Genomic DNA, 26964 nt, shown 5'->3' on the forward strand with positions numbered 1-26964 from the left:
GGATGGGATCAGGCCACTCCGCTGGGCCTGGCCCGTCCGTGAGGCGACCTCGGTGCCGCGCACACCGGGGTCGCCGTCCAGGTGAGTGGCCTGTCGGCACTCGTGCGAGGGTCAAGCCGCCGACAGATCGTCGAGCCTTGAGGGGGCCTGCTGCCGGCTCGCAGTGGCCGCGTTGACCGCGCGTGCCGCTTCGTAGGCCACGCGTCGCAGAGCCGGCGCGAACCGGGCGGGTTCGAAGCGGCGGTCGGCGCTCGCGACGGAGAAGGCGGCCACGGGTCGCCCGGCCGAACCCATGATCGGTACGGCGACGCAGGTGAGGCCGGGAACGGCTTCCTGGCGGTCGTAGGCGACGCCGTCCCGGCGGATGCGGCACAGCTCGGCCCGGAAACGGTCGGGATCGGTGCAGGTGTAGTCCGTGCGTGCCGTGAGTCCGTAGGCGATCGCGGCCTCGGCGGCGTCGTGGTCGAAGGCGAGGAGGGCCTTGCCGACGCCGGTGCAGTAGGCGGGCAGGCGGGCGCCGATCCGGGAGGGGGAGCGGGTCGCTCGGTGGCCCTGGATCTTGTTGACGTACACGATGTCGGTGTCGTGCAGTACGGCCAGGTGCACGGTCTCGTGGGTCATCTCGTACAGGTCCGCCAGATGCGGCAGCAGGCATTCCTGCAGCAGCGGAGGGTTGGGGCCGTAGACCCGTACGCCGATGTCGAAGAGCTGGGAGCCCAGCCGGTAGTTGCTGCCGACACGTTCCACGAGGTCGTTGCGGTGGAGGATGCCCAGCAGTCGGAAGGTGGTCGACTTGGTCAGCCGTGTCCGCCGGGCCAGCTCGCTCACGCCGATCTCCCCGTCCAGTTCGGCGAGGGACTTCAGGAGGAAGAGCGCCTTGTCGACCGCGGTCTGCTGGTCGGGCTCGCCGGTCGCCGTGGCTGAGGGCTGTGCGGAAGGCAAGGAGGGGAGTGGCATGGCGGGCTCCGATGGGGATCCAGGGTGGCCATTAAAATGGACGCGCGTCCAGCTTATTCGATCGTTTCGTCGTTGTAAAACGCCGGGGACCCCGCTTGTCTCTGTGTGACGGATCCGATCGTCACGCCGTGCCGTATCCCGGCACGGTGGCTGGGCACGGCGGCCGGGAGCAGCGTGTGCTGTGGCCATGCAGCGACACGCCACAGTGGCCACGACCGCCGTCCTCGCCGCCCCTGCTTCCCCCGACGCACAGCTCGTCGAGGAGCCGGCGGCGGTGCTGCGGCGTGCCGAGGCCTGGGGGCACCTCCCGGCCGAAGGCTGGGGGAGGATTCCCGTCGCGCCACTCACCGAGGAGTACGGGGACCCGGACCTGGCCGGCGCCTTCGCCGTGCAGGAGGCCGACGTACGGATCCGTCTCGCGGCGGGTGAGCACCCTCTCGGACGCAAGGCGGGCCTCACGCCCGTGCCGATGTGCGAGCAACTCGGCCTGCCCGAAGCGAGCTTCGGGACCCTGTGCCAGTCGATCCCGGACGGCGGGACCACCAACACGCGGGAGCTCATCACCCCGCGGGCCGAGGCAGAGGTCGGTCTGATCCTCGGCCGGCTGTCCGGACCCCGCGTGCGGGCGCGGAGGTCCGGGCGGTCGTCTCCGAGCCGGCGCCGGCCATGGAGATCATCGACAGCCCCATCGCCGACCAGCGCGTCTCCCCGGCCGACACCGTCGCCGGCAACGCCTCCTCGGCGCGCGTCGCCGTCGGCCGTCCCGTCGACACCACGGACGAGCTGCTCATGGGGCTCCGGGACGAGTACGTCGGGCAGTACACCGACGGGGAGCGTCGCGCCTGGCCTGGGGGCCGAAGTCCTCGGCGATCCGCTGCGGGCCGTGGCCCGGCCCGCCCGGACGCTCCACGCGCAAGGCAGCGCCCTCCACCCGGGCGAGCTGCTGCTTCACCGGGTCCGGGCGCGCCGCCGTCCCACCGACACCGGGCTCTCGGCTCGCCGTGCGCTCCGGCACCGGCCACCTGCCCGAACTGACCGCCACCGTCCGATGAACCACCAGCAAGGAAGCGGGGGAGCCGCCATGCCACCGCGTGAACCGGAGCGCTCCGGCTCTTCGGGTGTGCACCTGAACGCACGCCGAACCACCAGCCCACGAGGGCGGCGCAGCGCGCGCCCGATCCGGCCCGAGGAGGCCCAGCGATGACAACCACGCCCGCCCGGTCGGCGGACCGCCTGGCTCGCGTACCCGAGCCGGCCGTCGACGTCAGCCCTTACTTCGACCTCGACCGCGGTCTGGTCGACCGCACGATCTTCAGCGACCAGGCCGTCTACCGGCAGGAGCTGCGCCGCCTTTTCGCGCCGAGCTGGCTGTTCCTCGCGCACGAGAGCCAGTTCACGAAGCCCGGTGACTTCTTCACCACCTACATGGGCGAGGACCCGGTCATCGTCACCATGGGCAAGGACCGGAAACTGCGTGCCTTCCTCAACGCCTGCCGCCACCGCGGCATGCGGGTGTGCCGCGCCGACGCGGGGGCGACGAAGGCGTTCACGTGCAGCTACCACGGCTGGTCCTACGACACCTCCGGGAAGCTGATCAACGTCCCCAACGGAGGGGACTACCCCGCCCACTTCGAGCAGGACCAGTGGGGACTGATCGAGGTCGCGCAACTCGACACGTACAAGGGACTCGTCTTCGCGACCTGGAACCCCGAGGCCCCGACCCTGGTGGAGGCGCTGGGAGGACTGGCGTGGTATCTGGACGCGATGCTCGACCATGACCCGGAGGGCACCGAGGCCGTCGGCGGGGTGCACAAGTGGGTGCTGGAGGGCAACTGGAAGCTCGCCGCCGAGCAGTTCGCCTCCGACTGGTACCACGTCAACATCTCGCACGCCTCCGCGCTGATGGTCATGTCGCCCACTGGCAAGGGCCCCAAGACGGAGATCGTGCAGACGCCGGGCCGGCAGTACACCGACTCGCTGGGGCACGGGCACGGCTTTCCGACCCATCCCAAGAGCCGTTTCGACGACCGTGTCGTACACGAGTGGACCGACTACGAGGCGCTGCGCGAACGGCTCGGTGACGCCCGGGTCGAGGGACCGATGACCACCGGGCACGGCACCGTCTTCCCGAACTTCTCCTACCTGCCGGTCAACGGCTCCATCCGCGTCTGGCACCCCAAGGGCCCGGACAAGATGGAGGTCTGGGCCTGGACCATCGTCGACAAGTCGATGCCGGACGAGGTCAAGGACGCCCAACGCATCTACAACCTGCGCACGTTCGGGCCGAGCGGCATCTTCGAGCAGGACGACGGCGAGAACTGGAGCGAGTGCCAGGCCACCGCGCACGGCTTCGTGGCCGGCTCCATGACGCTCAACTACCAGATGGGACTGGGGCTTCAGTCCGAGGACGGCGTCCACCCCGGCACCACCGGCCGCCTCTACAGCGACGGCGCCGCCCGCGGCTTCTACACCCGCTGGCGCGACCTGATGAACACGCCCGCCTGGCACGAGAAGAACGCCGAGAAGAGCGCCGAGAAGAACGCCGAGAAGAACACCGAGGACACCCCATGAGCACCATCGGCACCGGCATCCGGGTCGCCGCCGTCGGCGACATCGAGGAGGGCGAGGCGCTGAAGGTGCCCGCCGAGACCACCGGCCACACCGACGCCATCGCCGTCTTCCACGAGGGCGGCGCCTACTACGCCCTCGACGACACCTGCACCCACGGCCAGGCATCGCTCGCCGACGGCTGGATCGAGAACGGCGAGGTCGAGTGCCCGCTGCACAGCGCCCGCTTCTGCCTCAAGTCCGGCGAACCGCAGTGCATGCCCGCCACCCTCGCCCAGCGCACGCACAGAGTCGAGGTGCGCGAGGATGAGGTCTGGCTGCACCCCGGCGAGGAGGCCGACGCATGAGCGCGCCACGGCGCATCGCCGTCGTCGGCGCGGGCCTGGCCGCCGTATCGACCTGCGACGCGCTGCGCGCCCAGGGCTACGACGGCGAGCTCGTGCTGTACTCCGCCGAGCGCGGACTGCCCTACGACCGCCCGCCACTCAGCAAGGACGTCCTGCTCGGCAAGTCCCGCCGCGAGAACATCCTGCTGCGGCCCGAGCAGTGGTACGACGAGCAGGGCATCGAACTCCGCGACGGCGTCACGGTCCGGGCGATCCGCCCGCACGAGGGCGGACTGGAGCTGGCCGACGGCGGGCTTGCCGCAGCCGACCGGATCGTGCTGGCCACCGGCGGCACCGCGCGCCCCCTGCCGGTGCCGGGCGGCGACGACCCGGCCGTACACCTGCTGCGCACCTGGGAGGACGCCGAACGGCTGCGGGAGCGGCTGCTGCCGGGCGCCCGGGTGGTCGTGGTCGGAGCGGGGCTCATCGGGGCTGAGACCGCGGCCGTCGCCCACGCCCTGGGCTGCCGCGTCACCCTCATCGACCCGGTACCGGTGCCACTGACCGCGGCGGTCGGGGACGAGATCGCGAACGCACTGCACCGGAGGCACGCCGCCGAAGGCATCGCCGTCCTGACCGCCGGCGTCGAATGCGTCGAGCGCCGTCCGGGCAACCTCGGAGTCCTGCTGCACCTCAGCGGCTACGCGGCACCCGTGTCCGCCGACACCGTCGTGGTCGGCATCGGCATGCGTCCGGCCACGGAACTGGCCGAGGCCGCGGGGCTGAACGTCGACAACGGTGTGGTCGTCCACCCCGGTCAGCGCACCTCCCACCCCAATGTCCTCGCCGTCGGCGACGTCGCCCGCCCCGAGGGGCACAAGGTCCGTCATGAGCACTGGGAGGCCGCCCAGCGCGACGGCGAGGCCGCCGCCCACGGCATCCTCGGCCGCCCCCTGCCGTCCTTCGGCGCTTCCTGGTTCTGGTCCGACCGGCACGGTTCCCGGCTGGAGGCGGTCGGCACCATGGCGGCCGCCGAGCGCACCGTGCTGCGCGGGGCTTTGGACGACGACGCCTTCACCGTCTTCGGGTTGCTGGGCGACCGGCTGGTGGCCGCGGCCGCCATCGACCGACCACGCGACATCATGGCCGCCCGGCGGATCGTCGATCGCCGTGTCGCTGTCGACGCGGCCGCCCTGTCCGACGAGAGCGCGGATCTGCGCACGCTGCTGAAGCGCTGAACCGCCACGTGCCGCCTTGTGGCACACGCGCTCCCCGAACCGCCCCCTCCGCGCTGGAATGGCACCAACCGGCGCGGCCCGCAGGAGGACCCCCGATGAGCATCCACCCCCCGGAGACCCCCCGGACGACCGCACCCGCCGTCGACGAGGACATGCGGCTCCACTTCGAGGTACAGCGCTTGTACGCCCTCGAGGCACAGCTGCTCGACCAGCACCGCTACGCCGACTGGCTGGAGCTGTTCACCGACGACCTGCACTACTGGGCGCCGGTACGCACCAACCGCCTGCGGCGCCAGCAGGCCCTGGCCGACGGCTCGCCCGGCGAGGTCGCCATCTTCGACGAGACCAAGGCGAGCCTGGCCTGGCGCATCCGCCGATTCGACTCGGGCATGGCCTGGGCCGAGGACCCGCCGTCGCGGACCCGGCATCTGATCACCAACATCCTGGTCTGGCCGGCCGACGAGCCCGGCGAGTACGTCGCCGAGTCCGCCTTCCTCTGCTACCGCAACCGCCTGGAACGTGAGGTCGACCTCTACGCCGGCGGCCGCACCGACCAGCTGCGCCGCGACCCGGACGACGGACGGCTGCTGATCGCGCGCCGCACCATCCTGCTCGACCAGAACGTCATTCTCGCCAAGAACATCAGCACCTTCCTGTAAGCCTTTTAAGCCCTTTGTGAACCGGAGCCCGCTCGTGACCACTGAACAGACCACAGAGGTGAAGCTCGTCGAGCACACCGTGCAGACCACGCTCGGCCCCCTCGCGGTCAGCGAGGCCGGCGAGGGCCCGGTGCTGGTGATGCTGCACGGCGGCGGCCCCGGCGCGAGCGCGGTGGCCAACTACCGCCACAACCTCCCCGCACTCACCGAGCACTTCCGCGTGATCCTGCCCGACCAGCCCGGCTTCGGCGGCAGTTACCGCCCCACCGAGGCCGACCTCGACGCCCGCAGCATCACCGAGATCACCGTCGACGCCCTGCTGCAGACCCTGGACGCCCTCGGTATCGACCGCTTCCACCTGCTCGGCAACAGCCTCGGTGGGGCCGCGGCCATCGCCACCGCACTCGAAGTCCCGGGCCGGGTCGAGAAGTTGGTTCTGATGGCGCCGGGAGGAGGCTGGCTGCCCTTCGGACCGACCCCGACCGAGGGCCAGAAGGCCATGTTCCGCTACTACAACGGCGAGGGCCCCACCCTGAAGAAGATGCGGGACTTCATCGGCGTGATGACCGCCGAACCCAAGCGCTGGGCCGACACGGCGCAGGCCCGCTACGAGGCGTCCCTCGACGAGTCCCACATCGCCTTCTACCACGCCTACAACGCCGCTTTCGCCAAGCGGCACGGCATGGACCCGCTGTGGCAGCGCGTTCACAAGATCAAGGCGCCCACCCTCCTGCTGTGGGGCCGCGACGACCGCACCATCACCCTCGACGGCGCCCAGCTCATGCTCAAGCAGATCCGCGACGTCCAGCTGCATGTCTTCGGCGGCTGCGGCCACTGGGTCCAGCTGGAGCGGCAGGCCGAGTTCGAGCGCCTGGTCACCGACTTCCTCGGGGAGCACTGAATCATGGGATGGCTGGAGGGCGAGGTCGCCCTGATCACCGGCGGGGGCTCCGGCATCGGCCGCGCCGTCGCCCTGCGCTACCTCGCCGAAGGCGCGAGTGTCGCCGTCCTCGGCCGTGGGGCCGAGCAGTTGGAGGAGGTCGTCGCCGCGGCGGGCGACCGATCCGACCGGGTGCTGCCCCTCACCGGCGACGTACGCTCCCCGGACGATCTGCACCGGGCGGTGGACGCGACCGTCGAGAGGTTCGGCAAGCTGGACATCCTCGTCCCCAACGCCGGGATCTGGGACTACCACCGCAGCGTCACCAAGCTCGACGGCAAGGAGCTGTCCGAGGCGTTCGACGAAATCTTCGGCATCAACGTCAAGGGCTACGTCCTCGCCGTCGAGGCGGCCTGGCGGGAACTCGTCGCCACGCGCGGCAGCATCGTGATGACCCTGTCCAACGCCTCCTTCCACACCGACGGTGGCGGCCCCCTGTACACCGCCAGCAAGCACGCCTGCCTCGGCCTGCTCCGCCAGTTCGCCTACGAACTGGCGCCGCGGGTCCGCGTCAACGGCGTCGCCGTCGGCGGCATGCGCACCAAGCTGCGCGGCCCGCAGAGCCTGGGCCTGCAGAACCGCACGCTCGAAGCCTCCTTCGCCAAGAACGAGGCGTCCGGCCAGGAACAGCAACCGCTCATCCCGCTGTACGACTCCAGTGTCGAGCCGGAGGACTTCACCGGCCCGTACGTCCTGCTCGCCTCCCGCGCCAACAGCGGCACCGTCACCGGCGCCGTGATCCCCGCCGACGGCGGCATCGCCGTCCGCGGATTCCGTTCCCCGGCCGGTGGCGCCGGCCTCTGAACCGTCTCCCCGTCTCCCCTTTCACTTCCGCACGACAGCCATCGAAGGAGCCGCCGCATGGCCGCCGTCGACATCAGCCCCGCCGCGGCACTGCACCGCAGAGCCCAGTACCCCACCGCCTGCGCACTCGTCTACGAGGGCCATGAGATCTCTGCCGCCCAACTCAGCCGCAGTACGGCCGAGTTGGCCGCCGGGCTGGCCGGACGAGGACTGCGGCGCGGCGACCGGGTCGCCTACCTCGGCCTCAACAGCGTGACCTTCTTCGAGACGCTGCTGGCCGCGGCCCACCTCGGGGCGGTCTTCGTGCCGGTCAACTTCCGGCTCGCGGCCGAGGAGGTGCGCCACATCCTCAGCGACAGCGGTGCGCACACCCTGGTCGTCGAGGAGGGCCATCGCGCACTCGTCGAGTCGGTGATGAGCGACATACCCGCCCGCTTCCACGTGCTGGTCGACACAGATCCGCGGTGCCCCGCGGCGACGGCGCCCGCCGCCGTCTGGACACCGCTCTCGGAGCTGCTCGGAGCCGACCGACGTGGCACGGAGCCGGTGGCGCTGTACGACGACGACCTGGCGGCGCTCATGTACACGTCCGGCACGACCGGCCGACCCAAGGGGGTCATGCTCACCCACGGCAACCTCTGGTGGAACGCGGTCAACGTCGAAAGTGTCGTGGACACCCGCCCCGACGACGTGAACCTCGCCGTCGCCCCGCTCTTCCACATCGGCGGCCTCAACGCCCTCACCCTGCGCACCCTCGTGCGCGGCGGCACCGTCGTCGTGCGCCGCGGCTTCGACCCCGCCCAGTGCCTGGAGGACCTCGTCCAGCACCGCGTGACGACCCTGTTCGCGGTCCCCGCGATGTACAGCGCCCTGACCCGCGTGCCCGGCTTCGCCGCGGCCGACCTCTCCGCCCTGCGATCCGCGATCGTCGCGGGCGCCCCCGTCCCGCCCCAGCTGATCAGGGACTACGAAGAACGTGGCATCCTGCTCCAGCAGGCGTGGGGGCTGACCGAGACCGCGCCCTTCGCCTGCTACCTCCCGGCCGGGCTCACGGCGGAGAAGGCCGGATCGACCGGCGTACCCATGCCGTACACGCAGATCCGCATCGTCGACCCGGTCACCGGGGCCGGCGTGCAGGACGCGGACACGCGCGGGGAGATCTGCGTGCGCGGCCCGAACGTCACACCCGGCTACTGGAACAACCTCGAGGCCACCCGTGCCGCCTTCGACGACGCGGGCTGGTTCCACAGCGGCGACATCGCGCACCGGGACAAGGACGGCTTCTACTACATCGTCGACCGCCTCAAGGACATGATCATCAGCGGCGGGGAGAACGTGTACCCGGCCGAGGTCGAGCGCGTTCTCGCCGCGTACCCGGGTGTCGTGGAGGCGGCCGTCATCGGCGTCCCGCATCCGAAGTGGGGCGAGACCGTGCTCGCCGTGCTGACCTGCGAGCCCGGAACCACGCCCACACTGGAGGAGGTGCGCGCCTTCACCGGCGGGCACCTGGCCCGCTACAAGCTGCCCACCCAGGTGCTGATCGCCGAACAGCTGCCCCGCAACGGCAGCGGCAAGCTGGTCAAGTCCGCACTGCGGAGCTGGGTCGAGACCCAGCGGTCCGCCGAGACACCGTGAGCCGGCCATGAGCATCCACACCGCCGTCGTACCGGCAACGCCCGAACCCGTCCTGGGTAGCGACTGGACGCTGCGCCCGCTTGACGAGCCCGCCACAGTGGCCCCGCAGACGGCGCGCACGTACGCCGTCACCGAGGCGCACGGCGGTCCGACGCTGCTCCTGCGCGTCCACCGCGTCGCGCACCACCCGCTGCACAGCTGCTATCCGTACGGCACCCACGACCTTGCCCTGGGTCTGGTCCTCCCCGGCCACGGGCCGTCCGGCCCGGCGCTTGCCGCGAAACTGCTGTGCGACCTCGTCCCCGCACTCTTCCTCGCCGACCCCCGCTGCCGCCGCATCGTCGCCGCACCGGACGAGAACGACACCGTCACCCAGGCCGCCCTTGAGGCGGGCGGACTCCTCCGGGTCACCGAGGCCGACCTGCCCGACGCCAGCGTGGTCCTGTTCGCCGTCGAACCGCCGGACCTCGCCGACATGTCCACCGCCCTCGACGACATGCCCCACTGACCACCGCCTCACCGCGCGGAGAGGTCGAGAGGAGCAAGCTCGGCCCAGATGGTCTTGCCGGTGCGGGTGTAACGCGTACCCCATCTTCGGGTGAGCTCGGCGACCATGAACAGGCCGCGGCCGCCCTCGTCGAACACCCGGGCCCGGCGGAGGTGCGGACTGGTGCTGCTGCCGTCGGAGACTTCGCAGATCAGTGTCTCGTCCTTGATCAGCCTGAGGCGGATCGGGCCGCTGCCGTACCGGATGGCGTTCGTCACCAGCTCGCTGATGACCAGTTCCGTGACGAACGCGGTTTCCTCCAGACCCCATGCGGCCAACCGGTCGCAGGCACGGCGGCGGGTATCGCCGACGGCCGCGGGGTCGGCGGGAACGTCCCAGGAGGCGACGCGGTCCTCGCCGAAGAGCCGGGTGCGGACCAGGAGCAGGGCGATGTCGTCGGTGCGCGCTTCTGGGCTCAGGGTGTCCAGGACGGTGTCGCACAGCGTCGCAAGCGAGGATGCGGGCCGGGCCAGAGTGTGGCGCAGGGCGTCGAGTCCCTCGTCGAGGTCGCGATCGCCGGCCGAGAGGAGGCCGTCGGTGAACAGGGCGAGCAGACTCCCTTCGGGCACGGTGACCTCGGCCGCCTCGAAGGGCAGGCTGCCCAGACCCAGAGGCGGTCCGGCGGGCAGGTCGATGACCGTGCCGGTGCCGTCCGGGTGTACCAGGATCGGCGGGGGATGCCCGGCCCGGGCAAGGGAGCAGATGCCGGAGAGGGGGTCGTAGACCGCGTACAGGCAACTGGCTCCGATGGCGCCGGGGATCTCACCGGTGGCGACGGTGTCGTCCTCGGTGTGGGTGACGATGTCGTCGAGGTGGGTGAGGAGCTCATCGGGCGGGAGGTCGATGTCGGCGAGGGTGCGCACCGCCGTACGCAGGCGGCCCATGGTGGCTGAGGCGTTGATGCCGTGGCCGACGACATCGCCGACGACCAGGCCGACGCGGGCGCCGGGCAGCGGGATCACGTCGTACCAGTCACCGCCCGCCTGCGTGCCGCCGCCCGCGGGGAGATAACGGGAAGCCGTCTCCACGGCAGGAAGCGTGATCGGGCCGTGCGGCAGCAGGTTGCGTTGCAGGGCCAGCGAGATGCCGCGTTCGCGGGTGAACCGGCGGGCGTTGTCCAGGCAGACCGCCGCCCGCGCGACCAGGTCCTCGGTGACGGCCAGATCGTCAGGGCTGAACGGCTCGCGAGACGAGCATCTGACGAACATGACTGCCCCGAGGGTGGTGCCACGGGCGCGGATGGGTACCGCGATCAGCGAACGCACTCCGCACGCGCGGGCCTGCGCCGCCTGGACAGGGTCGTCGGCGAACCAGCGGACGACCTGGGAGTCGTCGACGTGGTGCCGTTGCGCCCGGCCGCTGGCCAGACACCGGGCGATCGGCGAAGAAGCCACATGGTTGCTGATCTCGTCCGGGGCCGGATGCTCTACCGACGTCGCGGACGCCACCCTGTATGCCGCCCGGCGCAGCGGGACGGGACCGGACAGGACAGGTGCGGGCACATCGCCCTGGAAGACGGGGTCGAGCAGGTCCACGCTGACGAGGTCGGCGAAGCGGGGCACGGCGACCTCGGTGAGCTCGCGTGCGGTGCCCACCACGTCCAGGCTGGCGCCGATGCGGGTCCGGGCCTCGCTCACGAGGGCCAGCCGCTCCCGGGACTCGTACTGCTGGGAGTAGTCGTACGCCGACAGACCCGCCCCCTGCACCTGGCCGGCTTCGTCCGTGAGCGGGAAGATGTCGAGAGCCCAGGCGTGCGCCTTCGGCTCGCTCGGAAGCCTCACGAAGAGTTCGGTGAATTCGGGCTTCCCTGTCTGAAGAACCTGGCGGACCCGTTGCTCGAGTTCCTCGTATACGGGGCCCTGGAGGATCTCGGCGATGAACCGGCCGCGGAAGTCGCGCTCGGAGAGGCCCGTCGCCCGCTGTATCACCTCGTTGCCGAACAGTATGCGTCCGTCGCGGTCATAGATCGAAAGGGCGAGGGGCTGCTTCTCGAACATCCGTCGCATGAGTGAGTACTCGTCCGGAGAGCCCGTCCCGGGCACGACCATCACCAGGAACCCGGTCGGCCGCTCGTCGGACGGCAGCGGACAGAGGCGCACCTGAGCATCCGACAGTCTGCCGTCCCGGTGCCTCAGCACTGTCCAGTCGGCGGTGAACAGATCGGCCAGAGGCTTGCCGATGACCTCCTCGGGGGCGTAGCCCCACAGCGTCTGGGCGCCGCTGCTCCAATGGGTCACCCGGCCGTCGGGGTCCGTGACCGCGATGGCAGCAGCCGTGCCGAGGAAGGCCCCCGCCGACGCCGGAGGGAGTCGGCCGGGCGTCTCGTCGGACGTCATCGTCGTGTCCTTGGTGGCCTTGTTGCCGTGCCCTGAGTGGCCTTGTTGCCGGACTTGCTGACCATGTTCACGATCCCCCTGAGGGTGCCAGGTTTCAAGCCGGGCGGCCACGCGGCAGTCCGAGACCGAAGACCTGGTACACGGACGACCCCGTTTCCAGCGGCTCGTGGAACCGGGCGAGCTGAGCCCCGACGCCGACACCAAGCCCGCGCCTGCCACTACCAACGGCAAGCCCACTGTCCAGCCATAGAGGTTCGCGTCCCCTGACCGGTGGTGATGTCGAGATGTCGCGAGGTCGGTGCCTGTGCATACTTCCTCACCGTGGGAATCACGACAGGCGAGCTGCGGCGCCTTCGATGTGGACCTGGCCGAGGACCCAGCCGAGGTCATCGACAACGCGCGTGCGGTACTGACATGTGTGGTCTCCCAGATGGGCGACTGGCCGACAGATGAGCTTTGGCCGCAACTGTTGCCGACCTGATTCATCCAGCGGTGCGCGCCCGAGACCCCGGAACCGGAGCATGGCGAGCCCTTCGACGTCGAGGCGTGGCTGCGTCAATCGCGGGCGATGACGCCAGAGGAGAGAGCGGTCGTCGATCAGGGGCCGTGGACGCTCTCGGGATGGCTGTACTGCTTCGACCCGACCGAGGAAGGAATGGGAGACGATCGCAGCTGGTGGTGGTGGCACGCAGGAACCGACGAGTCGGGCGGCTGGGTGCAGGTGGCCACCACTGGCTGGCCCTTCGGAAGCGGTTCGCTGTCCTGGCTGATTGAGGCCAGTGGGGGCGCGGATCTCGTCCACGGGCCGTGAGCAGCGACTCGCCGTGATCGCGAACTACGACTGGAGTACGACGGCCAACCTGATTCGCCGTCATCCCGCGCCACCGCCGAACATCCGCCGTTGCACCGAGGCGGTCGCTTACACGTCCGACTGCTGCGCAACGATCCCCAACTGGTGCATCACGCTGAAGCCGCCCAGGACCTCGCACACCGTCGAAATGCTCGCAATGGACGCGCCGGAGAATCGAATGCGATCGACGGTACAAGCTGTGAAGTGCCTGCCGGTCGGCGGAACCCCGGCGAACTCACCCCGCCAGGTTCCTGACGAACGCAGAAAGCACACTACCTCGTCCTCGCCGCTGATTGAATGCGGCAAAGTATTCCTTCGCGACGTCCACCTTCGCGACTGCATCCGTTGAAGTCACAAGCTTCTCCTCACGATTGCTGTGTCGACGCCGCGCGGCGCCGTTGCTCGCGGTTGACAGTGAGCGTAGGAGCGCTCGGGCGTAGCGGGAAATGGTTCGTTTCAATAGGCTCGCATTGATTTCGTCGATGAGATCGGCTGAGATGGGTGACCGGATGAAAGGCCGCGGTCATCGTCCGGGGTGTAGTCAGGTGTTGGCATGTCAGGGGCGGTCTTGCCGGACCGTCCCTCCAACGAATGACATCGAGAACGGTCCGAACCGTGATGAGGGCAGCCTCCCTGCGTGATCGACGATCTTGCCGACGCGACCTGGGACTGTGAACGCGGCCGCAAAAACGGCTGGCAACTTGCCGAACACGCAGGCCACCGCACCCCGAAGATCGGGGCCTCGGCGTCCTTGTTGATCGCCACGATCGTCTTCGAGGTCTGCATGCCCGCGCGGTGCTGGATCGCGCCGGAGATGCCGGAGGCGATGTACAGCTGCGGCGAGACCGACTTGCCGGTCTGGCCGACCTGGTTGGTGTGCGGGTACCAGCCGGCGTCCACGGCGGCACGCGAGACGCCGACGGCCGCGCCGAGGGAGTCGGCGAGCGCCTCGATGATCGCGAAGTTCTCGGCGCCGTTGACGCCACGGCCGCCGGAGACGACGATCGCGGCCTCGGTCAGCTCCGGGCGGCCGGTCGACTCGCGCGGGGTGCGCCCGGTGACCTTGGTGCCGGTCGCGGCGGCGGAGAAGGTCACGCACCGTCCCACCGCATGCGGTGTCGAGCCAAGCTGAGCAGCAACGTAGTTGTTCGACGCGCCGGTGACGCAGGCCAGGATGATCCGGCACCGCAAGGCCCACGCCTGCGGCGTCGAACGACGCCGCACCCACACTTCCAGCGCAGCCCGTTCTTTATCCGACAGCGTCAACTCGGCCTGACCTGTGGCAACGGACTATGGGTGCGGCGTTCTCGGCTGTGGGCTCAGTGGGCGTCGGCGGGAATGTGTTGGGGACCGATCCGCTTGCGGAACACCCAGTAGGTCCACCCCTGGTAGAGCAGCACCAGCGGCATCATGATGACCGCGACCCACGTCATCACCTTCAGTGTGTACGGACCCGAGGCCGAGTTGTCGATCGTCAGGTTCCACGCGTCGTTGAGCGAGGAGGGCATGAGGTCCGGCGCCAGGGCCAGGAAGATCGCCGCCACCACGGACGCGATGGCGACCCCGGTGAAGCTGAACGCCCACCCTTCCCGCGCCTTGGCGTTCATCGCGAGCGTGCCAAGAAGCCCGACGACTGCCATGGCAAGGGCCATCGCGGTCCACGCCGTCCCGCGCTCCGCCTGGATCCAGATCAGCAGCGCGCCCCCCAGAAGCAGAGCGACCACGGTGGCTTTGGCGGCAAACGTACGGGCCCGTACCCGGATGTCGCCCACCGTCTTCAGCGCGGTGAACACCGCTCCGTGCACGGTGCACAGCGCGACGAAGGCGAGACCACCGAGCAACGCAGGCCAGTTCAGCAGGTCAGTGAACGAACCGGCGAAATTCTGCTGGGAGTTGATCGGCACGCCCCGCACCATGTTGGCGAACATCATTCCCCACAGGAACGGCAGCAGCAGCGAGCTGGCGAACAGCACCAGCTCCCAGTTGCGCTGCCAGCTCTCTTCCGGCCGCTTGTGCCGGTATTCGAAGGCCAACACCCGCACGATCAGCAGCAGCAGAGCGAGGACCAGCAACAGGTAGAAACTGCTGAAGAACGTCGCGTACCAGACCGGGAACGCGGCGAACATCGCGCCGGCCGCGGTGATCAGCCAGACCTCGTTGCCGTCCCACACCGGTCCGATGATGTTGATCAGTACGCGGCGCTCAGTCCGGTCGCGCGCGAGCAACCTGGTCAGGATGCCGACCCCGAAGTCGAACCCTTCCAGGAAGAAGTAGCCGGTCCACAGGACGGCGATCAGAAGGAACCAGAAGTCGTTGAGGCCCATGGCGCATCTCCTCTCAGTACGCGAAGTTCAAGGGCTTGTCGGAGTCGTCGTGGGAGTCGTCGTCGGCGTCGTCTCCCCAAGGCCCGCGCAGCGTCGGATCCTTGGCAGGCGGCTGCTCGTCCGTGTCGGGGCCCTTGACGGCGTACCTCTTCATCAGCCGTACGTTGATCCAGAGCAGCATGGCGTACAGCAGGGTCAGGGCTCCGAGCGAGATCGCCATCTCGGTCTGGCTGACACCGGGGGAGACCGAGTCTTCGGTCTTGAACAGACCGTAGGCAGCCCAGGGTTGACGGCCCATCTCAGTGAAGACCCAGCCGATGGAGTTGGCGACGAAGGGGAAGATCAGCGACGCCATGCCGAAGCGCCAGCCCCACTGCGTGATGGTCGGCCCCAACTCTCTCTTGTTGGTGAGCATCAGCTTGGGCACGTCGTCCTCGGCGGCCTGATGCTCCGGCAGCAGCCACTTCTTCTTCCGTGTCAGCCAGAATCCGGCACCCGCGGCGACGGCCGCGCTGAGCCCGATGCCGATCATCAGGCGGAAGCCCCAATAGGTGATGAAGAGGTTGGGGATGTAGTCCTCGGGGGCACCACCGTACTTCTCGGCCTCGGCCGTGGCGGTCTCGTTGATGCCGGGGACACAGCTGCTGAAGTTGCGGTCGGACAGGAAGGACAGCAGACCGGGAAGTTCTATCTCGACGGAGTTGTGGCCCTTGGTCACATCGCCGACCGAGAAGACCGAGAAGGGGGCCGGACATTGGGTCTCCCACAGCGCCTCGGCCGCGGCCATCTTCATCGGCTGCTGCTTGAACATCACCTTGGCCAGGGAGTCGCCGGACAGGGCGACCAGCACGCCCGCGATCATGGTGACGACAAGGCCGAGTCGCAGCGAGGTGCGCAGGGTGACCGTCTTCTTACGATCGACGTCCTCCCCTGTGGCCTTCTTCTTCTTGATCTTCCGGAGGTGGTAGCTGGCGATGCCGATCATGAAGGCGCCGCCGGTCAGGAAGGCGGAGGAGAGGGTGTGCGCGAACTGGAACACCGCCGTGTCCTGGAAGAGGACCTGCCAGATGCTGTTGAGGTGGGCCACCCCCGTGGTCTTGTCGATGTGGTAACCGACGGGGTGCTGCATCCAGGAGTTGGCCGCGAGGATGAAGTACGCGGACAGGATCGTGCCGGTGGACACCAGCCAGATGCAGGCCAGGTGGATCTTCTTGGGCAGCTTGTCCCAGCCGAAGATCCACAGGCCGATGAAGGTGGACTCGAAGAAGAAGGCGATCAGCGACTCCATCGCGAGCGGAGCGCCGAAGACGTCGCCGACGAACTTTGAGTAGTCCGACCAGTTCATGCCGAACTGGAACTCCTGCACGATGCCCGTGGCGACACCGATCGCGATATTGATCAGGAAGAGCTTCCCCCAGAACTTCGTGGCATGGAAGTACTTTTCTTTACCCGTGCGCACCCAGGCGGTCTCCAGGCCGGCGGTGAGGGCGGCCAGAGATATCGTCAAAGGGACGAAAAGATAGTGGTAGACGGTCGTGATACCGAACTGCCATCGCGCCAAGGTCTCCGGCGCCAAAGCCAGATCCACTGCATCTTCTCCTTATGTCGCCGTAGTCGCAGCAGAGGATTGCTCCGTTGATCCCACCGATTTCAGGAGGAATCGTCACACCTTGTGAACGCGATCACATTCACAAGGTGTGATGTCGTATCGGCTGTTTGGGATCGGGGAGGGGGGTCAACTTCCGAGGAGCCACAGGAGGACCTCGGAGGCGCTTGCACCGAGTCCGTCGCAGAGTCGAAGCGGACCTCCTGCCCGGTCGACGGGCAAGTCCGAGGCCCTCGGTGGACGGAGCAGGGCTCCTCACGGAACGCCTCCCCAGCTCGACCTGATCGAGGAGTGGCGTGACACGTCCGGCGCGTGGCTGTCGGTGTGGGGTGTCAAGTTCGGCCTCCGCGGCGGTCCGGAGGCTCATTCGCGAGGGTCGTGGGCGCGCAGCCCGTGCAGGAACATGTCGAGGAACTGTGCGCGGACACCGTACGCACTGACCCCGCGGAGCCGGGCAATGTGCGAGCTGTACCCCGCGATGGAACCGGTGAAGGTCTCGGCGGCCACGGAACGGTCGATGCCGGCGCGCAGTTCACCGCGGAGTTGTGCGTCCCGCAGGACGTCCTCGACGACGGCCAGGGGCTTGTCGATGCAGTCGCGCTGGAATCTCGCGTACAGCTCGGGATGGTCGGGCAGCTCGAAGGAGCAGCGGGCGCCGATGAGCCAGCGTGGGCTGTCGAGGGCGTCGGCGATGTCGTCGTAGAGGGCGTTGAGGTCGCCGACGAGACTGCCGGTGCGGGGCGGGACGAGGTCGAGGGCGAGGGTGTTGAGCCCCGCGATGATGAGCTCGTCCCGCTCGGTCCAGCGGCTGTAGAGGGTGCGCTTGGCGACCCTGGCGCGGGCGGCGACGTTGTTGATCCGGAAGCCGGCGACACCATGGTCGGAGAGTTCGTCGACGACGGCGCGGAGGATGCGGTCGTCGGCGGTGGTGTCGCGGGGGCGGCCCGGTTTGGCGGGGCCGGGTTCGGCCGGGACCGGCGACGCGATGGCTGCCATGACTGGCTCTCCCCTCATCCCCGAGACGGCCCACGACTCAGGACCCGTGTCCTATTGTGCGACCGAAACGGTTTCGTATTCACCGTAGCCTAGGTTACCGTAAGCACGTGCGAAACCGTTTCGCTCGAAGCTCGAACGAGGTGCCGCGGATGACAGCGAGGGACCAGGCCACCACGCCACGCACGCGCCGCAGCCGCATCACCCCGGAACGCGAGGAGGAGCTCTTCGCCACCGTCCTCGACCTCCTCCGCGAGGTCGGCTACGAGGCCCTGACCATGGACGGGGTGGCGACCCGCACCCGCTGCAGCAAGGCCACGCTCTATCGCCAATGGTCGGGCAAGCCGGAACTGGTCGCCGAGGCACTGCGCCGGACCAAGGGCAAAGTCGTCGGCGACATCAACACGGGTTCCCTCCGAGGCGACCTGCGCACGGTGATCGAACAGCTCGACGACGAGCAACTCCACAGAGAAGCCGCTCTGGTCCGCGGTCTGATCCATGCCGTCCACGCCCATCCCGACCTCTTGCGGGCCCTGCAGAACCTGATCGTCGACCCCGACCCCGCCGGCCTCGCGGCGATCCTCCGACGAGCGGTGGCTCGGGGTGAGGTACGAGCGGACTGCCCGGCACTGCAGTACATGCCTTACGTATTGATCGGTGCCTTGGTGGCCCGGCCACTGGTGGCCAACCGGCCACCGGACCGCACGTTCCTGCTCGACTATCTGGACTCGGTGGTCATGCCGTCCCTGACCACCTGACCCTGAGGGGTTGGGAGCTGCTGCCGGTTGACAGTGCTTGGGTGCGTTTGAGAGCGGATGAGTGAGCATTGCGGCTTCGGCGCGGGGATCCGGCGGAACATGAGTTCCTTTATCGAATGCGTGACCTTTCCGGGGGAGGTTCGTTGGCTGCGGTGAGGGATTTACGGCATCGGGCGGGGGTGAGGGGAATGGGCGGGCTGCTCGAGGTGGCAGTGCCGTTCGTCGCCCCCGGCCCTTGTGGTGTGACGATCCGTACCCGGCTCAAGGACCTGACGCCCGAGGATGAGAAGGTTCTGCGCCTGGTGGGTACGCACCTGGGCTCGCTGGCCTCGAAGGATCTCAAAGCGCGTTGCGCTGACGGCCTGGAGCATTCCGCCGAGACGTGGGCGGCCCGGAAGCGGGACCTGACGTCCGGGGCGTCGTCCAGGTGGGCGGGCAGCATCACGAAGGCCACGCATGATCAGTGGGCACTCGCCCGGCGCGGGCAGTCGGCGCACGTCCAGTGCCTCGAAGCGGGCATCAGGACGCTTCGGCACCGCCTTTCCTGCCGGTCGGCGAGCAGGGAACCAGGCGCTCGCCCGGCGGCTACCGGTCGGCGCACGAATGGTTCCACAAGACACGCCGCCTGCGTTTACTCGAAGACCGGCTTGCACAGGTTCGCGCGGACCGCGAGGCCGGACGCGTCCGTGTGGCACGCGGCGGCAGACGCCTGCTGGGCACCCGCCACCACCTCGACGCCGCCCAGCTCAGCGAGGCGCAGTGGCGTCAGCGGTGGGAGACGGCGCGCTGGTTCCTGTCTGCTGACGGGGAATCGGGTAAGCGGTACGGCAACGAGACGATCCGCGTTACTCCGGACGGCGAGCTCAGCATCAAGCTGCCCGTGCCGCTGTCCGGCCTGGCCAACGCCAAGCACGGCCGGTACGTCCTCGCCGGCGCGATGCGGTTCGGGCACCGGGGCACCGAGTGGGCCGACCGCGTGGAAGCGAACCGCGCGGTGGCCTACCGCATCCACTACGACACGGGGCGTGGGCGCTGGTATGTGGACGCCTCCTGGACCATCCCGGTCACCCCGACCATCCCGATACAGACCGCACTCGCGCACGGCGTCATCGGCGTTGACACCAACGCCGACCATCTGGCCGCATGGCGCCTTGATCCCCATGGCAACCCGATCGGCCGTCCACGTCGTTTCCTCTACGACCTGTCCGGCAGCCGGGATCATCGCGATGCCCAGGTCCGGCACGCCCTGTCCCGGCTGCTGAACTGGGCCAAGACCTGCTGCGTCAAAGCGATCGCCGTGGAAGACCTCGACTTCCAGGCCGAGAAGACCAGGGAGAAGCACGGGCGCAAGAAGCGCTTTAGGCAGCTCGTCTCCGGCATGCCCACCGGCAGGCTCCGTGCCCGGCTCACCTCCATGGCCGACGCCACCGGAATCGCGGTTATCGCCGTGGACCCGGCCTACACCTCAAAGTGGGGCGCCCAGCACTGGCAGCGCCCCCTGGACTCGAAGACGCACAAGACCACCCGTCACGATGCCGCGAGCATCGCGATCGGGCGACGCGCCCAAGGGCACCCGATCCGGCGACGGACGGCACCGCCCCGTGCACACCAGAGCGATGTACACGGGCATCGGACCGTCCAGGCCGGACCGGAGACCCTTGGACGCGAGGGACCCCGCCCCCGCGTTCCCGGACCACGGACACGATCCGTGCCGCCGGACGGGGAGAGTACGCGGGCGACCAGGACACCCAAAACCGTTCGGGGCGTCCGCAGTGCACAGGTATGGGTACAACACTCACTCCTGCTCACTGATTAGGAACGGTAAGCAGCAACCTGATACAGCACATCCGCGATCATGCAGCGGCCGATCCGGACGGCGGGCCATCGTTTCTGAGCAGATCCGCGGCTCGGTAAGCCGTCCTGTCGCGTCGGTCGGAAGGAATCGGTTGGCTCTGCCGCTCCACGTGACGACGAGCTCGTCGCGGGCGCGAGTGGCAGTCACGAACACGAGGGAAGGGGCCTTTGTGCTCTTCCTGCTTGTACCGGTCGGGATTAGTCATCCCGTGCTGCTCGATGCGCGGCCAAGGCTTCTGGGATTGGTGAGGCGCAAGGTTCTGATTGCTAGGGCCTGTGTGATGTTGTGATCAGGTAGTTGCCTTCAGGAGGTCGTTGATCCAGATCATCGAGGCACGGAGGTGGAGGCCGGCGAGGTAGCTCCCGGGCGTCTTGTCGTATCGAGTCGCGATTCCCCGCCATGCCTTCAACTTGTTGATGAGCCGCTCAACGGTGTTCCGCTCCTTGTAAAGATCGCCGTCGTGAGATGTCCGACGGCCGCCCCGGCGGCCTTTCTTCTTCCGGTTGGCGGCCTGGTCCTTCTTCTCCGGATGACTGCCTTGATGTTGCGTTTCCGCAGGTAAGAGCGGTTAGCGCGGGACGAGTAGGCTTTGTCCGCGGCGACAGCGTCGGGCCGGGTTCGAGGCCGGCCCACAGGCAGACGAACTGTACCAACAGACGACTTCGCCAGCGTGTCCTCACCAAGCGATCTTTTGCCGCGCATCCCAATGAGCCGAGTCGTCGGGGGATGCCGCGGCCACGCCGCGCGCTGGTCGGCGTGCCGGGCGTCCGAGGGGAGTGCAGGGGCCGGGCACGGGCCGCCCTCCGGCAGGAGCCCGGACGTGTGCTGCACCGTGGCACACGGGCTAGGTCCTGCCTCCGGGTGCGGGTGAACGTGGCTGCGTGCTTGCAGCAACCGCCATCTCCCAGAGCGCCGCCGACCCGCTGTCCGGGCTGGTGCTGCGCGACGTACCGGTACCTCACCCGAAGCCCGGCTGGTCCCGGGTACGGGTCGTGGCCTCTTCCCTGAACATGCACGACCTGTGGACGCTGCGTGGCGTGGGCCATCCCCCGGAGCGCCTTCCCATCGTGCTCGGCTGCGACGCGGCCGGATACGACGAGGACGGCAACGAGGTCATCGTGCATCCGGTGCTCGGCGACCCGGACGCGGGCGGGGGAGACGAGACGCTCGACCCGAACCGTGCGCTGCTGTCCGAGCAGCACGACGGGGCCTTCGCCGAGTACCTGACCGTGCCCACCCGCAACCTGGTGCCGAAGTCCGCGTGGCTGTCCTTCGACGAGGCGGCCTGCCTGCCGGTCGCCTGGGGCACCGCCTACCGCATGCTCTTCACCCAGGCGCGGATCACGGCCGGCGACCGGGTGCTCGTACAGGGCGCGGGCGGCGGGGTCGCCTCCGCCGCCATCCGGCTCGCGGTGGCCGCCGGGGCCGTCGTCTACGCCACCAGCCGCAGCGAGGCCAAGCGTGCCGAGGCCCTCAGCTGGGGGGTGCGCGCCGCGCTGGCCCCCGGTGAGCGGCTGCCCGAGCGGGTGGACGTCGTGATCGAGACGGTCGGCGAGGCGACCTGGTCCCATTCGCTGAAGTCGCTGCGGCGCGGCGGCACGGTCGTGATCGCGGGAGCGACGAGCGGCGCCAACCCGCCCGCGGACCTGGCCCGCATCTTCTACCTCCAGGGACGAGTCCTCGGCTCCACCGGCTGCACCCGGGGCGAGCTCGTCGCGCTGCTCCGGCTGATGGAGGCCACCGGAGTCCGCCCCGTGATCGACCGCACCCTGCCCCTCGCGGACATCCACAAGGGCTTCCAGCTCATGATCGACGGCGGTCTGACCGGGAAGCTCGTCATCCACCCGCCGGCCCCCCAGAGTTAAGGACCCTCTCCCATGACCGCAGCTGTCGTCGGGCTCTCGCACTCGCCCCTGATCGGCAGGAACGACCCCGAGCCCGAGGTTCTGGCCCGCGTCGACGAGGCCGTCGAGAGCGCCAGGGCCTTCGTCCGCCGCTTCGACCCGGAGCTCGTCGTCCTCTACGCGCCCGACCACTACAACGGCTTCTTCTACAAGGAGATGCCCCCGTTCTGCCTGGCCACCGAGGCCCACGCGGTGGGCGACTTCGGTTCCCAGGGCGGGCCGCTGTCGGTCGACACCGACGCCGCCAAGACGCTGGCCAAGGGGGTGCTCGACCGCGGCATCGATCTCACCGTCTCGGCCCGGATGACCGTGGACCACGGCTTCGCGCAGCCCCTGGAGGTGCTCTTCGGCGGTATCGACCGCGTGCCGGTGGTGCCCGTCTTCGTCAACGGCGTGGCGACCCCGCTCGGACCGGTCAGCCGTATCCGCGCTCTTGGCACCGCGGTCGGTCAGGCCGCCGCCGACCTGGACAAGCGGGTGCTGTTCGTCGCCTCCGGTGGTCTGTCCCACGACCCGCCGGTGCCGGTGCTGGAGGGCGCACCGCCCCGCGTCGCCGACGCGCTCATCGAGGGAAACCCGCCCACTCCTGAACAGCGTGCGAAGGGCGAGGAGCGGGTCGTCCAGGCCGGCCGCGACTACGCCGCCGGGTCGACGAAGATGATCCCGATCAACCCCGCCTGGGACAACCTCCTCCTCGACCACCTGGAGCGCGGCGACCTCGCGGAGTTCGACTCCTGGACCGTCGACGACATGGCCGCACAGGGCGGCGGCTCCGCCCACGAGGTCCGCACCTGGATCGCGGCGTACGCCTCCCTCGCGGCCACCGGCAAGTACGAGATGACGTCCCGCTTCTACGAGGCCATCCCCGCGTGGATCGCCGGATTCGCGGTGACCACGGCGGAAGGGCGGTGACCGGCATGGCACTCACACCCGTTGAGCTGGCGGCCGCCCGGCTCGCCGCCGCCTTCGCCGAGGGACGGCCCGTGGCCCCGGTACGCGATCTGCTCGGTACCCAGGACGTCGACGCCGCGTACGCCGTACAGCAGGAACTCACCCGCAGCCGAGTGGACAGCGGCGCGGTCGTCGTCGGCCGCAAGATCGGCCTGACCTCCCCGGCAGTTCAGCGCCAACTCGGCGTCGATCAGCCTGACTTCGGGGTGCTCTTCGCCGACATGGACGTCTCCGCCGAGGCCGAGGTCCCCTCCGGCAGGCTGCTGCAGCCCAAGGCCGAGGCGGAGATCGCCTTCGTCCTCAAGGAGGACCTGGCCGACGGCGACCTGGCCCCGGCGCAGGTGCGCGCTGCGGTCGACTACGCCGTGGCCGCCCTGGAGATCGTCGACAGCCGTATCGCCGACTGGGACATCTCCCTCACCGACACGGTCGCCGACAACGCCTCCAGCGGACTGTTCGTGCTGGCGGAACACCGCCTCACGCTGGACGAGTTCGAGCCTCGCGAGACCGTGATGCGGCTCTACGCCGACGACGTCCTCGTCTCCGAGGGCAACGGCGCCGCCTGCCTCGGCGACCCCCTGAACGCGCTGGCCTGGCTCGCCCGGACGGCCCGTGACCTGGGTGACCCGTTGCGGGCCGGACAGGTCGTCCTCTCCGGCGCGCTGGGCCCGATGGTCCCGGCCCCGCCCGGCACCCGGATCCGCGCCGAGATCAGCTCGCTCGGCGAGGTCACCGCCGCATTCTCCGAGAAGAGGGACGTATGACTTCCCCCAAGACGTCAAAGACCAAGGTCGCCATCATCGGGTCGGGCAACATCGGCACCGACCTGATGATCAAGATCCTCCGCCTGTCGGACACCCTCGAAGTGGCCGCCATGGTGGGCATCGACCCGACGTCCGACGGCCTCGCCCGCGCCGCCCGGCTGAAGGTCCCGACGACCCACGAGGGCGTCGAGGGCCTGATCGCAATGGAGCACTTCGACGACATCGAGATCGTCTTCGACGCGACCTCGGCCAAGGCCCACCTGGCCAACGCCCACCGGCTCGCGCCCTTCGGAAAGCGGCTCATCGACCTCACCCCCGCCGCCATCGGCCCGTTCGTCGTCCCGCCCGTCAACCTCGACGAGCACCTGGAGGCCGGCGCGGACAACCTCAACATGGTCACCTGCGGCGGCCAGGCCACCATCCCCATGGTCGCGGCCATCTCCGCGGTGACCGCCGTCCACTACGCGGAGATCGTCGCCTCCATCGCCTCCAAGTCGGCGGGGCCGGGCACGCGCGCCAACATCGACGAATTCACCGAGACCACCTCCCACGCCATCGAGAACGTCGGCGGAGCGGCCCGCGGCAAGGCGATCATCGTCCTCAACCCCGCCGAACCCCCGCTGATCATGCGAGACACCGTCCTCTGCCTCATCGGGGACGCGGACCACGACGCCATCCGAGCCTCCGTCAAGGAGATGGCCGAGCGGGTCGCCCAGTACGTGCCGGGCTACCGCCTCAAGCAGGAGGTGCAGTTCACCCCGATCGCGGAAGGCGAGCCCGTGCACACCCTGCTCCCCGAGGGCGCGGGCCCGGTGACCACCCGTGTCTCGGTGTTCCTCGAAGTCGAGGGCGCCGCCCACTACCTGCCCGCCTACGCCGGAAACCTCGACATCATGACCTCGGCCGCCCTGCGCACCGCCGAGTCGATCGCCCGGCACAGCACCACCGTCACCGCGGAGGCCAGCCGATGACTCACCAGCTCTACATCCAGGACGTGACCCTGCGGGACGGCATGCACGCCATCCGGCACCGCATCGATCCTGCCGACGTGGGCCGCATCGCGGCCGCCCTCGACGCAGCCGGCGTCGACGCCATCGAGGTCGCCCACGGCGACGGCCTCGCCGGCGGCTCCCTCAACTACGGCCCCGGCAGCCACACCGACTGGGAATGGATCGAGGCCGCGGCGGACGCGATCGACAACGCCGTCCTCACCACGCTCCTTCTCCCCGGCATCGGCACCATCGCCGAACTGGAGCGCGCCTACGCCCTCGGTGTCCGCTCGGTGCGCATCGCCACCCACTGCACCGAGGCCGACATCTCGGCCCAGCACATCGCCAAGGCCCGCGAGCTGGGCATGGACGTCTCGGGCTTCCTGATGATGAGCCACATGGCCGAAGCGCCCCAACTCGCCGCGCAGGCAAAGCTCATGGAGTCCTACGGCGCCCAGTGCGTCTACGTCACCGACTCCGGCGGCCGCCTCACCCTGGACGGCGTACGCGAACGGGTCCGTGCCTACCGCGACGTACTCGACGAGAGCACTCAGATCGGCATCCACGCGCACGAGAACCTCTCCCTGTCGGTCGCCAACAGTGTCGTCGCCGTCGAGGAGGGCGTCACCCGCGTCGACGCCTCCCTGGCCGGACAAGGAGCGGGGGCCGGAAACTGCCCCATCGAGGCGTTCATCGCCGTGGCGAACATCCAGGGCTGGAAGCACGGCTGCGACCTGTTCGACCTCCAGGACGCCGCCGACGACCTGGTCCGCCCCCTGCGCGACCGCCCCGTACAAGTCGACCGCGAGACGCTCACCCTCGGCTACGGCGGCGTCTACTCCTCCTTCCTGCGCCACGCGGAGATCGCCGCCGAGCGCTACGGCGTCGACGCCCGCACCCTCCTGCTGGAAGTCGGCCGGCGCGGCCTGGTCGGCGGCCAGGAGGACATGATCGTGGACATCGCGCTCGACCTGATGTCCAACCCGGCTACCAGGCCCGTGAACTGACACACAGTAAGGAGAACGCCCATGGGTGAACGCCTGCCCATACGGATCCCGATCGACGGAGACGAACTGGACGCCTGGTGGTACGCCCCCGAAGGCGTCGACGGACCCGCCCCCTGCGTCGTCCTGGCGCACGGTTTCGGCGGCATCAAGGAGATGCGGCTCGCAGCCTACGCCGAGCGGTTCGCCGCCGAGGGGCTCGGCGCCCTGGTCTTCGACTACCGGTCCTTCGGCGAGTCCAGCGGGCGTCCGCGCAACCTGCTCGAGATCAAGCGGCTGGTCGCCGACTATCACGCCGCCGTCTCCGCGGCGAGGTCCCGTCCTGAGGTCGACTCCAGGCGTGTCGCCGTGTGGGGCAGCTCCATGTCCGGCGGCACCGTGGTGCTGGTCGCCGCGGCGGACCCGAGCATCGCCGCGGTGGTGTCGCAGGCGCCCCTCGCCGACGGCCGGGCCGCGCTGGTGCACATGCTGAAGCGGTCGGCGACCCATGTGCTGGGCCTGGGCGTGGCGGGCGTCCGGGACGCCCTCGGGGCTCGCCTCGGCCGTGAGCCGTACACCGTGAAGGCCGTGGGGCGCCGCGGTGAGCAGGGCGCCGTGCTGGCCACCGCGGACGCCTACGAGGGAATGCTGCGCCTCCTTCCGGCAGACGTGCCCTACGACAACGAGGTCAGCGCGCGCGTGATCCTGTCGCTGCCCTTCTTCCGCGCCGTCGCGGCCGCCCCCCGGCTCACCTGCCCCCTGCTGGTCCAGGTGATGGACCACGACGACCTCACGCCGCCGGGCCCCGCCGCCGCTCTCGCGGCCGCGGCTCCGCACGGTGAGCTGCTCGCCTACCGCGGCGGCCATTGGGACCCCTACGTCGGGGAGGGCTTCGACCAAGTGGTTCCCGACCAGATCGCCTTCCTCAAGCGGACTCTCGGGGCTCCAGCCGCTCGGTGACGGTGCGGTGCACCTTC

The 26964-nt window shown here is 69.4% G+C and carries 23 protein-coding genes and 3 pseudogenes; 17 read left to right on the plus strand and 9 right to left on the minus strand.

The features are described from left to right. Positions 1 to 111 precede the first annotated feature (111 nt). Positions 112 to 957, minus strand: coding sequence for an IclR family transcriptional regulator (locus CRP56_RS40995; protein WP_097272942.1), 846 nt, complete (start codon positions 955 to 957; stop codon positions 112 to 114). Positions 958 to 1517: 560 nt separating this feature from the next. Next, the gene (locus CRP56_RS47290) at positions 1518 to 1748 is read right to left on the minus strand and encodes a hypothetical protein (RefSeq protein ID WP_143664984.1); all 231 of its coding nucleotides are present in this window, start codon (positions 1746 to 1748) and stop codon (positions 1518 to 1520) included. A 409-nt stretch (positions 1749 to 2157) separates the two neighbouring features. Between CRP56_RS47290 and CRP56_RS41000 the strand changes: the two genes are divergently transcribed. The 8 genes from CRP56_RS41000 (at position 2158) to CRP56_RS41035 (ending at position 9635) form a co-directional block, all read left to right on the plus strand. Beyond that, positions 2158 to 3528, plus strand: a complete 1371-nt coding sequence (locus CRP56_RS41000; RefSeq protein ID WP_097272944.1) for an aromatic ring-hydroxylating dioxygenase subunit alpha — start codon at positions 2158 to 2160, stop codon at positions 3526 to 3528. Beyond that, positions 3525 to 3872 (plus strand): bifunctional 3-phenylpropionate/cinnamic acid dioxygenase ferredoxin subunit, encoded by a 348-nt coding sequence (locus tag CRP56_RS41005; RefSeq protein WP_097272946.1) that lies wholly within the window; start codon positions 3525 to 3527, stop codon positions 3870 to 3872. Before CRP56_RS41000 ends, CRP56_RS41005 begins: the two co-directional genes overlap by 4 nt. Beyond that, on the plus strand, positions 3869 to 5089 hold the full coding sequence (locus CRP56_RS41010) for an NAD(P)/FAD-dependent oxidoreductase (protein WP_097272948.1): 1221 nt from the start codon (positions 3869 to 3871) through the stop codon (positions 5087 to 5089). Before CRP56_RS41005 ends, CRP56_RS41010 begins: the two co-directional genes overlap by 4 nt. Positions 5090 to 5184: 95 nt before the next feature. After that, positions 5185 to 5748 carry a 3-phenylpropionate/cinnamic acid dioxygenase subunit beta gene (locus CRP56_RS41015; RefSeq protein WP_097272950.1) on the plus strand — a complete coding sequence of 188 codons (564 nt, stop codon included), beginning with the start codon at positions 5185 to 5187 and terminating at the stop codon, positions 5746 to 5748. A gap of 34 nt (positions 5749 to 5782) precedes the next feature. Further along, complete coding sequence (locus CRP56_RS41020) at positions 5783 to 6649, plus strand: alpha/beta fold hydrolase (RefSeq protein WP_097272952.1); 867 nt, start codon at positions 5783 to 5785, stop codon at positions 6647 to 6649. 3 nt (positions 6650 to 6652) lie between these two features. Next, entirely contained in the window at positions 6653 to 7492 is an 840-nt protein-coding gene (hcaB, locus tag CRP56_RS41025) for a 3-(cis-5,6-dihydroxycyclohexa-1,3-dien-1-yl)propanoate dehydrogenase (protein ID WP_097272954.1), read from the plus strand. A 57-nt stretch (positions 7493 to 7549) separates the two neighbouring features. After that, positions 7550 to 9127: an acyl-CoA synthetase gene (locus CRP56_RS41030; protein ID WP_097272956.1), complete on the plus strand. Its 1578-nt coding sequence runs from the start codon at positions 7550 to 7552 to the stop codon at positions 9125 to 9127. A gap of 7 nt (positions 9128 to 9134) precedes the next feature. Next, a complete protein-coding gene (locus tag CRP56_RS41035) occupies positions 9135 to 9635 on the plus strand; it encodes a GNAT family N-acetyltransferase (RefSeq protein WP_097272958.1) in 501 nt (166 codons plus the stop codon). An 8-nt stretch (positions 9636 to 9643) separates the two neighbouring features. Here CRP56_RS41035 and CRP56_RS41040 read toward each other — a convergent pair whose 3' ends face one another. Beyond that, positions 9644 to 12010 carry a SpoIIE family protein phosphatase gene (locus CRP56_RS41040; RefSeq protein WP_097272960.1) on the minus strand — a complete coding sequence of 789 codons (2367 nt, stop codon included), beginning with the start codon at positions 12008 to 12010 and terminating at the stop codon, positions 9644 to 9646. 655 nt (positions 12011 to 12665) lie between these two features. Here CRP56_RS41040 and CRP56_RS48715 point away from each other — a divergent pair. Beyond that, positions 12666 to 12821, plus strand: a complete 156-nt coding sequence (locus CRP56_RS48715; protein ID WP_257041674.1) for a hypothetical protein — start codon at positions 12666 to 12668, stop codon at positions 12819 to 12821. A 108-nt stretch (positions 12822 to 12929) separates the two neighbouring features. On the opposite strand, the gene CRP56_RS49370 is transcribed toward CRP56_RS48715, so the two are convergent. From CRP56_RS49370 to CRP56_RS41070, 5 genes and pseudogenes are all read right to left on the minus strand, one after another. Further along, a complete protein-coding gene (locus CRP56_RS49370) occupies positions 12930 to 13202 on the minus strand; it encodes an ester cyclase (RefSeq protein ID WP_097272962.1) in 273 nt (90 codons plus the stop codon). Positions 13203 to 13589: 387 nt separating this feature from the next. Next, a pseudogene (locus CRP56_RS41055) lies at positions 13590 to 13955 on the minus strand (electron transfer flavoprotein subunit alpha/FixB family protein); the annotation flags it as partial. A 224-nt stretch (positions 13956 to 14179) separates the two neighbouring features. Further along, complete coding sequence (gene cydB, locus CRP56_RS41060) at positions 14180 to 15184, minus strand: cytochrome d ubiquinol oxidase subunit II (RefSeq protein WP_097272964.1); 1005 nt, start codon at positions 15182 to 15184, stop codon at positions 14180 to 14182. Positions 15185 to 15197: 13 nt separating this feature from the next. Then, complete coding sequence (locus CRP56_RS41065) at positions 15198 to 16772, minus strand: cytochrome ubiquinol oxidase subunit I (protein WP_097272966.1); 1575 nt, start codon at positions 16770 to 16772, stop codon at positions 15198 to 15200. 381 nt (positions 16773 to 17153) lie between these two features. Further along, complete coding sequence (locus CRP56_RS41070) at positions 17154 to 17786, minus strand: TetR-like C-terminal domain-containing protein (RefSeq protein WP_097272968.1); 633 nt, start codon at positions 17784 to 17786, stop codon at positions 17154 to 17156. Positions 17787 to 17935: 149 nt separating this feature from the next. On the opposite strand from CRP56_RS41070, the gene CRP56_RS41075 reads away from it, so the two are divergent. Both CRP56_RS41075 and CRP56_RS41080 read left to right on the plus strand, forming a co-directional pair. Beyond that, positions 17936 to 18541 (plus strand): TetR/AcrR family transcriptional regulator, encoded by a 606-nt coding sequence (locus CRP56_RS41075; protein WP_097272970.1) that lies wholly within the window; start codon positions 17936 to 17938, stop codon positions 18539 to 18541. Positions 18542 to 18729: 188 nt separating this feature from the next. Next, positions 18730 to 20357, plus strand: a pseudogene (locus CRP56_RS41080) (IS200/IS605 family accessory protein TnpB-related protein). Positions 20358 to 20685: 328 nt separating this feature from the next. Here the strand turns inward: CRP56_RS41080 and CRP56_RS41085 are convergent. Beyond that, positions 20686 to 21041 (minus strand): annotated as a pseudogene (locus CRP56_RS41085) (transposase); the annotation flags it as partial. A 236-nt stretch (positions 21042 to 21277) separates the two neighbouring features. Between CRP56_RS41085 and CRP56_RS41090 the strand changes: the two are divergent. From CRP56_RS41090 to CRP56_RS41115, 6 genes are read left to right on the plus strand one after another with little or no spacing between them, the layout of a single operon-like run. Continuing rightward, positions 21278 to 22261 carry a zinc-binding dehydrogenase gene (locus CRP56_RS41090; RefSeq protein ID WP_097272973.1) on the plus strand — a complete coding sequence of 328 codons (984 nt, stop codon included), beginning with the start codon at positions 21278 to 21280 and terminating at the stop codon, positions 22259 to 22261. Positions 22262 to 22273: 12 nt separating this feature from the next. After that, positions 22274 to 23212 carry a 3-carboxyethylcatechol 2,3-dioxygenase gene (locus tag CRP56_RS41095; RefSeq protein WP_097272975.1) on the plus strand — a complete coding sequence of 313 codons (939 nt, stop codon included), beginning with the start codon at positions 22274 to 22276 and terminating at the stop codon, positions 23210 to 23212. A gap of 5 nt (positions 23213 to 23217) precedes the next feature. Beyond that, complete coding sequence (locus CRP56_RS41100) at positions 23218 to 24015, plus strand: 2-keto-4-pentenoate hydratase (protein ID WP_097275002.1); 798 nt, start codon at positions 23218 to 23220, stop codon at positions 24013 to 24015. Beyond that, on the plus strand, positions 24012 to 24986 hold the full coding sequence (locus tag CRP56_RS41105; protein ID WP_097272976.1) for an acetaldehyde dehydrogenase (acetylating): 975 nt from the start codon (positions 24012 to 24014) through the stop codon (positions 24984 to 24986). The genes CRP56_RS41100 and CRP56_RS41105 overlap by 4 nt, the downstream gene beginning before the upstream one ends. Next, a complete protein-coding gene (gene dmpG, locus CRP56_RS41110; RefSeq protein ID WP_097272978.1) occupies positions 24983 to 26011 on the plus strand; it encodes a 4-hydroxy-2-oxovalerate aldolase in 1029 nt (342 codons plus the stop codon). The genes CRP56_RS41105 and dmpG overlap by 4 nt, the downstream gene beginning before the upstream one ends. A 21-nt stretch (positions 26012 to 26032) precedes the next feature. After that, positions 26033 to 26947, plus strand: coding sequence for an alpha/beta hydrolase (locus CRP56_RS41115; protein ID WP_097272979.1), 915 nt, complete (start codon positions 26033 to 26035; stop codon positions 26945 to 26947). Positions 26948 to 26964 lie beyond the last annotated feature (17 nt).

It is taken from the genome of Streptomyces sp. TLI_55 (assembly GCF_900206255.1).
Lineage (GTDB): Bacteria > Actinomycetota > Actinomycetes > Streptomycetales > Streptomycetaceae > Streptomyces > Streptomyces aquilus.

What these genes read in the sequence shown, in the direction of transcription:
- hcaB (WP_097272954.1), top strand. Translation starts at nt 6,653, where the DNA reads ATGGGATGGCTGGAGGGCGAGGTCGCCCTGATCACCGGCGGGGGCTCC.
- CRP56_RS41030 (WP_097272956.1), top strand. Translation starts at nt 7,550, where the DNA reads ATGGCCGCCGTCGACATCAGCCCCGCCGCGGCACTGCACCGCAGAGCC.
- CRP56_RS48715 (WP_257041674.1), top strand. Translation starts at nt 12,666, where the DNA reads ATGGGAGACGATCGCAGCTGGTGGTGGTGGCACGCAGGAACCGACGAG.
- CRP56_RS40995 (WP_097272942.1), bottom strand. Translation starts at nt 957, where the DNA reads ATGCCACTCCCCTCCTTGCCTTCCGCACAGCCCTCAGCCACGGCGACC.
- CRP56_RS47290 (WP_143664984.1), bottom strand. Translation starts at nt 1,748, where the DNA reads ATGAGCAGCTCGTCCGTGGTGTCGACGGGACGGCCGACGGCGACGCGC.
- CRP56_RS41035 (WP_097272958.1), top strand. Translation starts at nt 9,135, where the DNA reads ATGAGCATCCACACCGCCGTCGTACCGGCAACGCCCGAACCCGTCCTG.
- dmpG (WP_097272978.1), top strand. Translation starts at nt 24,983, where the DNA reads ATGACTCACCAGCTCTACATCCAGGACGTGACCCTGCGGGACGGCATG.
- CRP56_RS41005 (WP_097272946.1), top strand. Translation starts at nt 3,525, where the DNA reads ATGAGCACCATCGGCACCGGCATCCGGGTCGCCGCCGTCGGCGACATC.
- CRP56_RS41010 (WP_097272948.1), top strand. Translation starts at nt 3,869, where the DNA reads ATGAGCGCGCCACGGCGCATCGCCGTCGTCGGCGCGGGCCTGGCCGCC.
- CRP56_RS41105 (WP_097272976.1), top strand. Translation starts at nt 24,012, where the DNA reads ATGACTTCCCCCAAGACGTCAAAGACCAAGGTCGCCATCATCGGGTCG.
- CRP56_RS41115 (WP_097272979.1), top strand. Translation starts at nt 26,033, where the DNA reads ATGGGTGAACGCCTGCCCATACGGATCCCGATCGACGGAGACGAACTG.
- CRP56_RS41000 (WP_097272944.1), top strand. Translation starts at nt 2,158, where the DNA reads ATGACAACCACGCCCGCCCGGTCGGCGGACCGCCTGGCTCGCGTACCC.
- CRP56_RS41070 (WP_097272968.1), bottom strand. Translation starts at nt 17,786, where the DNA reads ATGGCAGCCATCGCGTCGCCGGTCCCGGCCGAACCCGGCCCCGCCAAA.
- CRP56_RS49370 (WP_097272962.1), bottom strand. Translation starts at nt 13,202, where the DNA reads ATGCAGTCGCGAAGGTGGACGTCGCGAAGGAATACTTTGCCGCATTCA.
- CRP56_RS41075 (WP_097272970.1), top strand. Translation starts at nt 17,936, where the DNA reads ATGACAGCGAGGGACCAGGCCACCACGCCACGCACGCGCCGCAGCCGC.
- CRP56_RS41015 (WP_097272950.1), top strand. Translation starts at nt 5,185, where the DNA reads ATGAGCATCCACCCCCCGGAGACCCCCCGGACGACCGCACCCGCCGTC.
- CRP56_RS41100 (WP_097275002.1), top strand. Translation starts at nt 23,218, where the DNA reads ATGGCACTCACACCCGTTGAGCTGGCGGCCGCCCGGCTCGCCGCCGCC.
- cydB (WP_097272964.1), bottom strand. Translation starts at nt 15,184, where the DNA reads ATGGGCCTCAACGACTTCTGGTTCCTTCTGATCGCCGTCCTGTGGACC.
- CRP56_RS41040 (WP_097272960.1), bottom strand. Translation starts at nt 12,010, where the DNA reads ATGACGTCCGACGAGACGCCCGGCCGACTCCCTCCGGCGTCGGCGGGG.
- CRP56_RS41095 (WP_097272975.1), top strand. Translation starts at nt 22,274, where the DNA reads ATGACCGCAGCTGTCGTCGGGCTCTCGCACTCGCCCCTGATCGGCAGG.